Below are 12,764 nucleotides of genomic sequence, written 5' to 3'. Positions count from 1 at the left end.
GATAAAAAAACACCGCCAGGTGGCGGTGTTTTTTTCAGCAGCAAAACGGAACAGTTACTCCGCAAACGGATGGCGCAGAACAATGGTCTCCACACGATCCGGGCCAGTGGAGATAATATCCACCGGGGTATCCAGAATTTCTTCCAGACGCTTAATGTAGTTGATGGCGTTTTGCGGCAGCTCATCCATGGTGTGCACACCGATAGTGGACTCGCTCCAACCGGGCATTTCTTCATACACCGGGTGTACACGATCCCAGCCGTCGGCATCGAAAGGAATAGGCATAGAGTTGCCGTCTTTGTCCTGATAACCGATGCAAATTTTCACGGTTTTCAGGCCGTCCAGAACATCGAGTTTTGTCAGGCACATACCAGACACCGAGTTAATGCGGTTGGCGTGACGCACGGCCACAGCATCAAACCAGCCGCAGCGACGCTGCCGGCCAGTGGTCGCACCAAACTCATGGCCTTTCTCGCCCAGGTGCTGGCCCACTTCGCAGCCGAGCTCCGTCGGAAACGGACCAGAGCCAACGCGAGTGGTGTAGGCTTTGGTAATGCCCAGCACGTAATCCAAATACAGAGGGCCAAAGCCTGAGCCTGTCGCGGTGCCACCGGCGGTTGTGTTAGAGCTGGTCACAAACGGATAGGTGCCATGGTCGATATCCAGTAGCGAACCCTGGGCCCCTTCGAACAAAATGCTTCTGCCCTGCTCGCGCGCCGTGTGCAGAATCTCGGTGACATCGGCAATCATGGGCTTAAGTTCCACAGCCCAGGCTTTTACCTGCTCCAGAACTTTCTCATAGCTCACCGGATCGGTTTTGTAGTACTCGGTCAGAGCGAAGTTGTGATACTCCATCACGTCTTTGAGCTTGCCGGCAAAGCTGTCCATATCCAACAAATCGCCCAGGCGCAGACCACGACGGGCCACTTTGTCTTCATAGGCAGGGCCAATGCCGCGGCCCGTGGTGCCGATTTTCGCCGCGCCGCGTTTGAGCTCGCGCGCCTGATCCAATGCGATATGGTAAGGCAAAATCAGGGGGCAAGCGGGTGACAAACGCAAGCGCTCGCGCACCGGCACACCGCTGTCCTCCAGCTCAGCCAGCTCGACAAACAGCGCCTCCGGCGACAGCACCACACCATTGCCGATCAGGCAGGTGACGCCCTCGCGAAGAACGCCCGATGGAATCAGGTGCAAAACGGTTTTTTTTCCATCGATAACCAGTGTGTGCCCGGCATTGTGCCCGCCCTGAAAGCGCGACACCAGCGATACCTGATCGGTCAGCAGGTCGACGATTTTACCCTTACCTTCGTCACCCCACTGGGTGCCCAGAACCACAACATTTTTGCCCATGATTGGCCTTACTCTCTTAAACGTGAAAATAATAAATGCTTACAATGGCGCCAGCTCGTAGCCGTCGCCTGTCTTAATCATCACTCTGTCACAGCCGAGCGCTTTTAGCTCATCGGTGCTCGCCGCGCTGACCACTCGCTCGCCATCGCTGCGAAGCGCGGCAACCTTCTGCCATTGCGCCTGGGAGTTATCATCCACAAAGCCCACAAGCCCGAGGCTTTCAGCTTTCAACAGCCCAAGCTTGGACAGGGCGGTAATATCCACCGCAAAACCCGTGGCCGGGCGACGACGCCCGAACACCTCGCCAATGTGATCGTAACGGCCACCACTGGCGATAGGGTTACCATAACCTGGGGCGAAAGCCGCAAAGACCATACCGGTCAGATAGTGATAGCCGCGCAGCTCACCGAGATCAAAGTAGAGTTCCGCCTCGGGATAGCGCTGCTCGATCACATCGGCCACCGCCGCCAACTCGTCCACCGCATTAACCGCCTCACTCGCGACAGCGGCAAAGAGCGTACGCGCCTTGGTCAGTATCTCGCGACCGCCCGCAAGCCCCGGCAAGGCCAGCAGCACCTTGGCAATGGCTTTATCGTGGATATTGTCAGCGACCCAGGCTTGGATTTCAGCCACGGCTTTGCGCTGCAACATTGCAAAGAAGGCATCTTCCTGACTTGGCTCCACGCCCGCCTTGGAAATCAGGGCACGGTAAATGCCCACATGACCGAGATCGATATGCAATTTAGGAAGGCCCGCCGCGCGGAGCGATTCGAGCAGTAAAGACACGACTTCGGTATCGGCGCCCAGCCCAGGCTCACCGTAGAACTCCACACCCGCCTGGATTGGGGTGCGGGTTGCCAGCGGGTTTTTCGGCCGGGTATGAACCACATGCCCGGCATAGCAGAGGCGGCTGGCGCCCTCGCGCTTATAGCTGTGGGCATCCATACGTGCCGTCTGCGGTGTGATATCGGCGCGAATTCCGAGGGTGCGACCGGTCAGCTGATCGGTGACCTTAAAGGTCAGCAAATCGACGTCGCGCCCCAGGCCAATCAGCAGAGAGTCGGTGTATTCCAAAAGCGGCGGAATCACCATTTCATAACCCCAGGTGCGGTAGAGCTCCAGCAACCTGCGGCGCAATAATTCAATAGGCCGTGCTTCGTCGGGCAGAATTTCTTCAATTCCGTCGGGCAGCAGCCATCTGTCGGCGTAAGTCATAACAGACTCTGTCGGTATTGGGTCTTCGTTGAAACGTGTGGCCGTGACGTAAGGCGGTCTTGCCGGGCCCCGACACAAAAAAACCGGGCCTCGCGGCCCGGCTGGGGGATTTTACCACCTTTGCGTGGCAAATGTTGAGCGAAAAATCGCCTATTTTTTGCCCTCGATATTCTTGAGGTAGCGGAAAAAGTCGCTGTCCGGATCCACCACCATCAGATCATCCTTGTTGGCAAAGGCGTTGCGATAGGCCGTCAGTGAGCGGACAAAGGCATAGAACTGCGGGTCCTGCTGATAGGCTTGGGCAAAGGTTGCCGCGGCCGTTGCATCGCCTTCACCGCGAATGATTTCGGCATCGCGATAGGCATTGGCCTCCAGCACAGCGACCTGACGGTCGGCATCGGCGCGAATCACTTCGGCCTGCTCAGCACCTTTGGAGCGGTACTCGCGCGCCTCTTTTTCTCGGTCGGCAGCCATGCGATCAAAGACCGACTGGCTGACATCTTCAGGCAAGTCGATGCGCTTGACCCGAATATCCAGCACTTCAATACCCAAGAGTTCATCGGCAACGCTGTTGAGCTTTTCCGTCAGTTCGTGCATCAGCTCATCGCGCTTGCCCGACACTACCTCGTGCAAGGTGCGGCTACCAATCTGGTTACGCAACTCATCGGCAACACGGCTGGCAAGACGGCTGGCTCCCACGGCCTCATCGCCACCGGTGCTTTTGTAGTACTTCTGCACATCGCGAATGCGCCACTTGGCGTAGGAGTCTACGATAAGCCGCTTGTTCTCGATGGTGTAGAAGCTCTCTGGGCGAGCGTCAGTGGTCAGAATGCGGCCATCGAACTTGCGCAACTTGTCCGCGAACGGAATTTTTACATGCAGCCCCGGCGCTACGTCCGGGTTGATCAGGCGGCCAAACCGCAGCACCACAGCACGCTCGTACTCAGACACGATATACACACTGTTGGCGCCGATAAGCAGCGCAACCGCCAGTACCGCCAGGCCGAAAAAGGATCGATTAGACATTAGCGGCCCTCCCGGTAGGTGTTATTGGAACGCCCCAGTTGGCGGGACACGTAATCACTGATCTGACGCAGTTGCTCCTGACTGAGCGTGGTACTGCGGGACTGGCCGGAGGACTGCTCCATCAATTTATCCAGCGGCAGGTACATCATATTGTTGCCACCCTCAACATCCACCAAAACCTTGGAAGCATTGCCCATGACTTGCTCCAGCGCCTCGATGTACAGACGCTCGCGGGTCACTTCCGGCGCCTTGGTGTACTCTGTCAGCAGATTGACAAAGCGCTCCGATTCACCTTCGGCGCGACTGGTGACTTCGGCGCGATAGGCCTCGGCCTCTTCCAGCATACGCTGGGCGCGACCGCGAGCCGCCGGGACCACCGCATTGGCGTAGGCCTGAGCTTCGTTTTTCAGGCGCTCTTCGTCCTCTTTCGCTTTAATCACATCGTCAAAAGCAGCGCGCACTTCTTCCGGCGGCCGGCCTTCCTGAATGTTCACATCGCGTACCAGGATACCCGTGCCGTAGCTGTCCAGATACTGCTGCAAGCGCACTTCCACCTCATCGGCGATTTTGCCACGGCCTTCCGAGAGCACTTGCTCGAGTTCGGTCGAACCCACGACATGGCGCAGGGCGGAATCGGCGGCGTGGCGCAGGCTCACTTCCGGATCACGGACGTTGAGCACATAGGCCTTCACATCGTTTACATTGTATTGCACGGTGATGGGTAGCTCGACGATGCTCTCGTCTTCGGTCAGCATCAGGCCGCGGCTCGGGTACTGCCGCTCCTCGGTGACGTTTTCCACAAACACTTCGGTAATCAGCGGGGCATTCCAGCGAAGGCCCGGCTGCTTGATTTCACTGAAGGCACCAAAGCGCAGTACCACGGCACGCTCTTTCTCATCCACCTGGTAAAAACCGGCAAAGGCGTAGAGCAGGCCCGCCACCACGATGGCGCCGATCAGCAAAGTGCCAAAGCCCTTGGCACTGCCGCCGCCCTTACCACCCGAGCCGCCACCAAAAATGCCACCGAGCTTTTCCTGCAGCTTTTTCAGGGCCTCATCCAGGTCCGGCGGACCGTCGTTGTTGCGATTACCCCAGGGATCCTTATCCCCGCCTCCCGGTTCATTCCAGGCCATAGATTGACTCCAATTATAATGATGTAGAGCGCGGGCTCTGCCCACGCCTGAGGTGTTCAGCGCCGGATTTTAGCACCCGTTATCGCGCGGCTAAAAGTTCCCCGCCACCTGATGTTCTTCAGGCGGCTCGCCGTCCCAGTGCAACTGCTCAAAGCCGAGGTTCAGACCGCTCAAAATCCGCATCAGGTCGCTTTGCGGGATACGCACCGACAGGGTGCTACAGCCGTCGTCGCGGTAGGATTCGGCAGACACGGCGTGCTGTTCAAACAGTCTGGCCCGCAGCCTGCCATCGGTGGGAGCGAGAATCAAATCTCCCTCGATCATCGCCTCACCGAGCAGCTCAGTAACCGCTTCAAACAGCAGCTCGACACCGTCACCGGTTTGCGCCGATAGCCAAACGGCAACAGGCGTTCCGTCATCGTCACGATCAATACGCGGAGCCATGCCGATCAGATCGGTCTTGTTAAAAACACGCAGCTGGGGCAGCTCGCCAGCGCCAATTTCATCAAGCACCTCTTCGACCTGCTCAATGTAGTGCAGCCTTTCATCGGCCGCCGAGTCGATCACGTGCAGCAGCAAACTGGAGTTGGCCGCCTCCTCGAGGGTGGCGCGAAACGCCTCCACCAGCTTGTGCGGCAAGTGGCTGATAAAACCTACGGTATCGGCAAGAATCACCGCCCCTATGTCGTCCAGCTCCACCCGGCGCATGGTGGGGTCAAGCGTCGCGAACAACTGGTCCTGTACGTATACGTCGGCCCCGGTAATGCGGTTAAAGAGGGTCGATTTCCCGGCGTTGGTATAGCCCACCAGCGACACCGTGGGAATTGACGCGCGCAGGCGCGAGCGCCTTCCCTGCTCACGCTGGGTACGCACTTTGGCCAGGCGCCGCTCGATATTGGTGATACGCCCCCGCAGCAGGCGACGGTCGGTCTCAAGCTGGGTTTCACCCGGACCGCGCAGGCCAATACCGCCCTTTTGCCGCTCAAGGTGCGTCCAGCCCCGCACCAGGCGGGTCGACATATGTTTGAGCTGGGCCAGCTCCACCTGCAGCTTACCCTCAAAGGTACGGGCACGCTGGGCAAAAATGTCCAGAATCAGACCGGTGCGATCCAATACCCGGCACTTGAGCGCTTTTTCCAGGTTGCGCTCCTGCGACGGGCTCAGGGTATGATTGAAAATAACCAATTCCGCCCGGTGCTCCTCCACCAGAGCCTGCAGCTCCTGGAGTTTTCCGGTGCCGACAAAGTACTTGGCGTGTGGCGCATCTCGATGGCCAAGCACCATAGTAACCGGGTCACCACCGGCAGACAGGACAAGCTCTTCAAATTCGCGGGGGTCTTCGGGCTCTTGGCCGCTGGAAAGGTCCAGATGAACCAGCACGGCTAGCTCACCTGAATCGGGACGATCAAAAAACAATGACTTACCTCGTGGTCTTAGTCGCCCTGTCCTTCGTCACCCTCACCCTCGCCTTCTGCAGCGGGGTTGAGAAGAGGCACACGAACAGCGCGGGAGGGCACCACAGTAGAAATGGCGTGCTTATACACCATTTGACTGACAGTGTTTTTCAGCAGCACCACAAACTGGTCGAACGACTCGACCTGGCCCTGCAACTTAATACCGTTAACCAGATAAATGGATACAGGAACGCGCTCCTTTCGCAGCACATTCAAGTAAGGGTCTTGTAAGCTATGCCCTTTTGACATCTTTTTTCTCCTTTTGATAATAAAAATACGCCTAAGTCTTTCAAAATCGGGAAAACCGCCTGAAAGGGGGCGAAGACAAGCATGAAAAACTGACTAGGGTTTTCACAGTTGTATTATATGGCCCCCGACGGTATAGAATTCAAGCTAAATCGTACAATTTCTTCGAAAGATAGCGCCTCTCCGGCCTCGTTTTCGCTCCAAATCCAGCAAACGCTCTCCCAGCCATTGAGCCAGGTAAACTGTCTTTTGGCCAATTGCCGGGTGGCAATAATGCCTCTTTCGATGGCCTCATCGAGCCCGCAGCGACCGTCCAGATAATCCCACACTTGCCGGTAGCCCACCGCGCGGATGGCCGGCAGCTCAGAATTCAGATCACCACGCCGGTACAGGGTCTCTACTTCAGCCACCAGACCTGATTCGACCATGAGGTGAAAACGTTTTTCTATACGCTTGTGTAAAGTTTTGCGATCACGCGGTGCAATTGCGAGCTGGGTCACATCAAAGCGCTCGGTAAACGCCGGCCCGCTCTGTTCGCGTTGGCGCCGGCGCAGCTCCGTCATGGTGCTACCGCTGGCGAGGTAGACCTCCAGAGCCCGGGACAGGCGCTGGGAGTGATTGGGGTGAATCTCGGCAGCACACACCGGATCTACCTCGGCCAGCTGGCGATGAACATGGGGCCAGCCGTGCTCTCGGGCATCGCGCTCGATCCGCTCGCGTACGGCCGGGTCGGCCGCCGGCATCTCGGCTAAGCCATCCAGCAGCGCCTTGAAGTAAAGCATGGTGCCGCCTACCAGTAGCGGAATCCGCCCCGCGGCATGAATGTCGGCAATCTCGCGTTCCGCATCGGCGACGAAGTCGGCGGCGGAATAGGGCTCGGCCGGGTCGCGGATATCAATCAACCTGTGTGGCGCGCGCGCCAACTCCTCGGCGCTGGGCTTGGCGGTACCGATATCCATGCCCCGGTAGACGAGGGTGGAGTCCACGCTCACCAGCTCAAGGGGCAGCTCGCGGTAGAGCGCCGTGGCGAGATCCGTTTTACCGGACGCGGTTGGCCCCATCAGAAAAAGAACCTGGGGTTTGCGAGCACTCACAAGCGGAGAATCCCGAGCATCACTGGCCGCGCATAAAGAGCTTGTCCAGCGCATCCAGCGACTGCAGCGTCCAGGTAGGCCGGCCGTGATTGCACTGGCCGCTGCGCTCAGTCGCCTCCATGTCCCGCAACAGGGCATTCATTTCCGGCAGGCTCAGGCGCCGGTTGGCTCGCACCGATCCGTGGCAGGCCATAATGGAGAGAATTTCATTTACGTGGTGCGCCAGTCGCTCGCTGGCACCGTGCTCGATCAAATCCGACAGTACGTCGCGCACCAGCTGATCGACTTTGGCGCCGTGCAAGATAGACGGAATCTGTCGGATCAGCAGGGACTCAGGGCCGGCGCGCTGTAATTCAAACCCCAGAGCGGCAAAGGTATCCGGGTGCTCTTCAGCGCAGGCGGCCTCCTTTTCACTCACCGCCAGCGTCACCGGCACCAGCAGCGGCTGGGCCTGAATGCGTCCGTCAGCGAATGCACTTTTCATGCGCTCGTAGGTGATGCGCTCGTGAGCGGCGTGCATATCAACAATGATCAAGCCCTGGGCGTTTTCCGCCAGAATATATATACCTTTAAGCTGGGCAATGGCAAAGCCGAGCGGGGGAATTTCGCCATCGGAAGTCTCTATTTCAGACAGGCTTGCCGCTTGCGGGGCTACCGGCCGGCCGTAGGCCGAGGGCGTTTCGGCGACCGAGGTATCGCCAGCGTGTGAACCCATGGCCGCCGGGAAATAAGACTCTCGCCAGTCGCCAGTGGGACGCCCCTGCCCGGCCAGCGCCATAGTGTTCTGCTGGGACATTTGCGCGACGCCTGCGTCGGCCGCTGGCACCGCCGGCTCATGCTCACGATCCAGCCGATCACCCGGCGATACCTCGGCCAGCGCATGATGCAAAGAGCTAAAGATAAAATTGTGTACTGTGCGCCCATCGCGAAACCGCACCTCGTGCTTGGTAGGGTGCACATTGACATCCACTGTGGCAGGGTCCACCTCTAAATACAGCACAAAAGCCGGGTGGCGACCGTGATAGAGGACATCCTGATAGGCTTGTCGCACCGCGTGGCTCACCAGCTTGTCGCGAATGGAGCGTCCATTCACGTAAAAGTGCTGCAAATCCGCCTGCGAGCGAGAAAAGGTCGGCAGCGCCACCCAGCCCCACAAGCGCAACCCGGCGCGCTCAATGTCTAGGTGAACGGCGTTGTCCATAAAGGCCGGTCCGCACACCTGCGCCACCCGCCGCTCGCGCTCGGCCTGCGTGCGACCACCGCGCCAGCTGTGAATGGCGCGGCCGTTGTGCCGCAGAGTAAAGCCCACATCAAAGCGCGACAGCGCCAGGCGTTTGACCACATCTTCTAAATGATTGAATTCGGTTTTCTCAGTGCGCAGGAACTTGCGCCGGGCCGGGGTATTGAAAAACAGATCACGCACCTCGACCGTGGTCCCCTGGGGGTGAGGCGCGGGCGCCAGCTCGGTCTCCATATCCCTCCCCTCAGCGGTGACCTGCCAGCCGGCCCCGCTTTCGTCGGTGGCGCTGGTGAGCGCGAGGCGTGCCACAGAGCTGATACTGGCCAGCGCCTCGCCGCGAAAACCCAGGGTCGCAACCGCCTCCAGATCATCCAGATCCGTGATCTTGCTGGTGGCGTGGCGCGAGAGCGACAGTGCGAGGTCTTCTCTATCAATGCCCGAGCCGTTATCGCGAACACGCATCAGTTTGACGCCGCCGTCTTCCACCTCGACATCCAGGCGGGTGGCGCCCGCATCCAGGCTGTTTTCCAGCAGCTCCTTGACCACAGATGACGGGCGCTCCACCACCTCACCGGCGGCAATCTGGTTGGCAAGACGAGGGCTTAACAGCTTGATTTTTGACATGAAACCGCGTTTAGGTCGTGGGGGGAATGCGCAGCACCTGACCGACCCGGATCATGTGGTTATCCAGGTCATTAAACTGCTGCAGTTGGCTGACGCTGATGTTAAAGCGCTTGGCGATATCGCTCAAGGTATCGCCGCGGGCGATGGTGTACTCGGTAATTTGACCGGCCTCGCCTCCGCCGTATTTTTTCCAGGCGAGATAAGTGCCCGCTGGCGGATATTGGTTGAAATACTGCCTAACACCGGCGACCAGCTGATCGGCCAATTTTTCCCGGTAGCGGCGGCTACCGAGGTTTTTGGCCTCTGTCGGGTTGGAAATAAAACCCGTCTCCACCAGAATGGAAGGCACGTCCGGCGACTTGAGCACCGCGAAGCCCGCCTGCTCTACCTGATGTTTGTGCAAGTGCGCCACCCGCCCCATGGACTTGAGCACGTAATCGCCCACTTGCAAGCTGGCGCCGAGGGTGGCCGTCATGGACAAGTCCACCAGCACCCCGGCAAGCACTTCGTCTTTATCCTCCAGACTGACACTGCCGACGCCGCCTATCAAATCCGATTCGTTTTCGCGCTGCGCGAGAAAGCGCGCCATTTCACTGGTGGCGCCAGAGCGCGACAGGGCAAATACAGAGGCCCCTTTTGCCGAAGGTTTGGTAAACGCATCGGCGTGTATGGACATAAACAAGTCTGCCTGCATTTTGCGGGCGATGTTGCGCCGCTCACGCAGGGCCACATAGTAATCGCCGGTGCGTACCAGCTTGGCGGTGTAGCCCGGCTCGGCGTTGATTTTATCCACCAGTATTTTGGCGATGCTGAACACCACGTCTTTTTCCCGCAGGCCATTGGGGCCCAGGGCACCCGGGTCTTCTCCGCCGTGCCCGGCATCCACGGCGACAATCACATCGCGACGGCTCTCAGAGGGCTCCGGCACGCTCACCGGTGGCGGCCCCTTAGGGGTGGGCCGCAGATCTTTCAAGTCCACCACCAGCCGGTCGGCCGCGCCAGCCTGGCGCTGTAAAAAAAAGCTGTTGGGGTTTACCGCCGTGGACAAGTCCAGCACCACACGCAAGTCGGTGCCGTCGCGAGGCGAGTGGCGAATGTCTTTAATGGGTGTCTCGCTCAAATCGAGCGAGGCAAAGCTGGATTTAAAACGGGCGTTACGCACATCGATAACGACGCGCTCGGGATTTTCCAGGGTAAAGAGTGTGTGCTCAGCCGGAGCAGACAAGTCAAACACCAGACGCGTATGGTCAGGTGCACGCCACAGGCGCACCCCCTCCACATCCGTTGCCGCTAAAACGCTGGGGGCAAAAAGCGCGAGCGCGGCCAGAAAGCCACTCAATATGCGCTTAGTGTTGTTGATGAAGGCCATAGTCACTGTATTGTTCTGCCACCCGCGCAATCAGACGAGAACCCGCATCGGAACCCGCTTCTAGCTTAACAACTCGGCCGGGCACTTGCATCTTATCTGACTGACTGACCGCCAAAGTCGCAATAATATCCGCCGGCGGCAAAATCCCCTCGCCTCGCGAGGGCCACTCAATCAGGCATAGGCTCTGCCCACCGAAATAATCGCGAATACCCATGTACTCCAACTCTTCGGGGTCGCCCAACCGGTAGAGATCAAAGTGATAGAGACTTCGCCCGGGCAGGTCATAGACCTCCACCAGCGTATAAGTTGGGCTCTTAACAGCTGAATGACCAAAGTGTTGGAGAACGCCGCGCGTGAAGGTCGTCTTGCCCGCGCCCAAGTCTCCCGCCAGATGAATACTGATGGCGCCCGGATGCTCAGCCAGCGCGCGCCCCACCGCTCGACCCGCAGCTACAGTGGCGGCCTCGTTTTCGAGAAAGCCAGACCACTCAGTCACCCAGCAGCTCTCCCAGATAGTCAAGTAAGTCGGTGGCCAACAAACTGCGCTGGCCGCGCTCAGCGGCCACCAAGTCGGCCGCATGAGCATGAAGGCTAGCGCCGAGCGCGGCCGCCTGCGCAAGCGGTGCGCCCTGGGCTAGGAGCGCGCCGAGAATGCCGCTGAGCACATCGCCCATGCCGCCGGATGCCATGCCGGGGTTGCCCGCAGTGATCACTTGTACGGGGGCATCCGCGCTCGCCACTAAAGAACCCGCGCCTTTCAAAATAACGGCTCCGCCGTAGCGCTGCTGTATTGAGCGCACAGCGGCGTAGCGATCTTGTTGCACCCCTGCAGTGGTGGAGGCCAACAACCGCGCAGCCTCGCCCGGGTGCGGTGTGAGAATCCAGTTGTCCCGACGGGCGCCCTCGCGCCACAACCGGCCGGCGGCAATCAAGTTAAGCGCATCGGCGTCCAACACCAATGGCAGGTCAGTTGCCAGGGCCTGTTGCAGCATTTGCTCGGACCAGGGGGACTCGCCCAGACCGGGCCCCACCACCAGCACCGATGGGCGGGCCAGCCAGGGCTCGAGTTCCTGCCCGGAAATAACACCACAACTCATGATCTCGGGCCTGCGCGCCAAAGCGGCGCCGACATGCTCGGGGCGCGTGGCCAAGCTCACCAGCCCGGCGCCTGTGCGCGCGGCCGCCTCGGCCGCCATGATCGCAGCCCCGCCTCGCCCCGTGTCGCCGCCGATTACCATCACATGACCAAAACTGCCCTTGTGTGCATCCGCCTCCCGCGAGGGCAGAGCCGCCAGCAAATCGGCAAACTCGGGCCGCTCGGCCGTCGCGGTAAGGCTTTTATAGATTTCGGCCGGCACGCTCAAATCGGCAAACAACAACTCCCCGGTGAGTGCCGGGGCACGGCCTGTGACCAGCCCCTGCTTGAGGCCGATAAAGCTCACGGTCAAGGCCGCACGCACCGCCAGACCACACTCGGCGCCGGTGTCAGCATTCAACCCCGAGGGGAGATCCAGCGCCACCACGGGCAGGGCACTGGCATTGATCTGCTCAATGACCTGACGGTATTCGGGCCGGACCTCGCCACTAATCCCCGTGCCCAGCAAACCATCAACAATCACACCCGCGCTCGGCGCCGGGCCCGGGGGCATCATCACCACCCCTTCCTGGCGAGCGAAATCGTAGGCGGCCCGGGCCTCGGCGCTGAGCTTTTCCACCTCGCCCACCAGCACCACATTCACCGGTATGCGTCGCGCTGCCGCGAGCGCTGCCACCACAAAACCATCGCCGGCATTGTTGCCACTGCCGCAATAGACGGTGATTTCCTCGGGCTCACTCCAGCGCGCCAGCAGCGCGTCAAAGGCGGCGCGCCCTGCGCGCTTCATCAATTGCTGCGCCGGAGTGCCGGACTGGATAAAGGCGGCGTCCAGTGCGCGCACCTGCTCGGCCGTGTAAAGCTTGGTGGCAGTCATAAAGGGTCCTGAGTCGGTATAATCTTGGCGCCATTATAGGGGC

At 59.6% G+C, this 12,764-nt stretch carries 11 protein-coding genes; all 11 read right to left on the bottom strand.

The features are described 5' to 3' along the window. Positions 1–54: 54 nt before the first annotated feature. The 11 genes from QWI16_RS02840 to QWI16_RS02790 all read right to left on the bottom strand — a co-directional run bounded on the left by QWI16_RS02840 (position 55) and on the right by QWI16_RS02790 (position 12,721). Complete coding sequence (locus tag QWI16_RS02840) at positions 55–1,350, bottom strand: adenylosuccinate synthase (protein WP_302711217.1); 1,296 nt, start codon at positions 1,348–1,350, stop codon at positions 55–57. Between the two features lie 39 nt (positions 1,351–1,389). Continuing rightward, positions 1,390–2,565 carry an ATP phosphoribosyltransferase regulatory subunit gene (locus QWI16_RS02835; RefSeq protein ID WP_302711216.1) on the bottom strand — a complete coding sequence of 392 codons (1,176 nt, stop codon included), beginning with the start codon at positions 2,563–2,565 and terminating at the stop codon, positions 1,390–1,392. Between the two features lie 150 nt (positions 2,566–2,715). Further along, entirely contained in the window at positions 2,716–3,591 is an 876-nt protein-coding gene (gene hflC, locus QWI16_RS02830; protein WP_302711215.1) for a protease modulator HflC, read from the bottom strand. Then, positions 3,591–4,724 (bottom strand): FtsH protease activity modulator HflK, encoded by a 1,134-nt coding sequence (gene hflK, locus QWI16_RS02825; RefSeq protein ID WP_302711214.1) that lies wholly within the window; start codon positions 4,722–4,724, stop codon positions 3,591–3,593. Before hflK ends, hflC begins: the two co-directional genes overlap by 1 nt. A 90-nt stretch (positions 4,725–4,814) precedes the next feature. Continuing rightward, on the bottom strand, positions 4,815–6,140 hold the full coding sequence (gene hflX / locus QWI16_RS02820; protein WP_302711213.1) for a ribosome rescue GTPase HflX: 1,326 nt from the start codon (positions 6,138–6,140) through the stop codon (positions 4,815–4,817). A gap of 17 nt (positions 6,141–6,157) precedes the next feature. After that, positions 6,158–6,427: an RNA chaperone Hfq gene (gene hfq, locus QWI16_RS02815; RefSeq protein ID WP_302711212.1), complete on the bottom strand. Its 270-nt coding sequence runs from the start codon at positions 6,425–6,427 to the stop codon at positions 6,158–6,160. 113 nt (positions 6,428–6,540) lie between these two features. Further along, positions 6,541–7,485 (bottom strand): tRNA (adenosine(37)-N6)-dimethylallyltransferase MiaA, encoded by a 945-nt coding sequence (gene miaA / locus QWI16_RS02810; RefSeq protein ID WP_302711211.1) that lies wholly within the window; start codon positions 7,483–7,485, stop codon positions 6,541–6,543. Positions 7,486–7,537: 52 nt separating this feature from the next. Then, positions 7,538–9,382 carry a DNA mismatch repair endonuclease MutL gene (gene mutL, locus QWI16_RS02805; RefSeq protein WP_302711210.1) on the bottom strand — a complete coding sequence of 615 codons (1,845 nt, stop codon included), beginning with the start codon at positions 9,380–9,382 and terminating at the stop codon, positions 7,538–7,540. Positions 9,383–9,392: 10 nt separating this feature from the next. Next, complete coding sequence (locus QWI16_RS02800) at positions 9,393–10,751, bottom strand: N-acetylmuramoyl-L-alanine amidase (protein ID WP_302711209.1); 1,359 nt, start codon at positions 10,749–10,751, stop codon at positions 9,393–9,395. After that, positions 10,729–11,247, bottom strand: a complete 519-nt coding sequence (gene tsaE, locus QWI16_RS02795; protein ID WP_302711208.1) for a tRNA (adenosine(37)-N6)-threonylcarbamoyltransferase complex ATPase subunit type 1 TsaE — start codon at positions 11,245–11,247, stop codon at positions 10,729–10,731. Before tsaE ends, QWI16_RS02800 begins: the two co-directional genes overlap by 23 nt. Continuing rightward, positions 11,240–12,721, bottom strand: coding sequence for an NAD(P)H-hydrate dehydratase (locus QWI16_RS02790; RefSeq protein WP_302711207.1), 1,482 nt, complete (start codon positions 12,719–12,721; stop codon positions 11,240–11,242). The genes tsaE and QWI16_RS02790 overlap by 8 nt, the downstream gene beginning before the upstream one ends. Positions 12,722–12,764: the final 43 nt, after the last annotated feature.

This window comes from Gilvimarinus algae (genome assembly GCF_030518215.1).
Lineage (GTDB): Bacteria > Pseudomonadota > Gammaproteobacteria > Pseudomonadales > Cellvibrionaceae > Gilvimarinus > Gilvimarinus algae.
This window is presented reverse-complemented; position numbering and strand designations above follow the sequence as displayed.

Bases quoted from the DNA above. Each gene is read 5' to 3' on its own strand.
- hflC (WP_302711215.1), bottom strand. From the start codon at position 3,591: ATGTCTAATCGATCCTTTTTCGGCCTGGCGGTACTGGCGGTTGCGCTG.
- hflK (WP_302711214.1), bottom strand. From the start codon at position 4,724: ATGGCCTGGAATGAACCGGGAGGCGGGGATAAGGATCCCTGGGGTAAT.
- QWI16_RS02840 (WP_302711217.1), bottom strand. From the start codon at position 1,350: ATGGGCAAAAATGTTGTGGTTCTGGGCACCCAGTGGGGTGACGAAGGT.
- QWI16_RS02790 (WP_302711207.1), bottom strand. From the start codon at position 12,721: ATGACTGCCACCAAGCTTTACACGGCCGAGCAGGTGCGCGCACTGGAC.
- miaA (WP_302711211.1), bottom strand. From the start codon at position 7,485: ATGGGGCCAACCGCGTCCGGTAAAACGGATCTCGCCACGGCGCTCTAC.
- mutL (WP_302711210.1), bottom strand. From the start codon at position 9,382: ATGTCAAAAATCAAGCTGTTAAGCCCTCGTCTTGCCAACCAGATTGCC.
- QWI16_RS02835 (WP_302711216.1), bottom strand. From the start codon at position 2,565: ATGACTTACGCCGACAGATGGCTGCTGCCCGACGGAATTGAAGAAATT.
- hfq (WP_302711212.1), bottom strand. From the start codon at position 6,427: ATGTCAAAAGGGCATAGCTTACAAGACCCTTACTTGAATGTGCTGCGA.
- QWI16_RS02800 (WP_302711209.1), bottom strand. From the start codon at position 10,751: ATGGCCTTCATCAACAACACTAAGCGCATATTGAGTGGCTTTCTGGCC.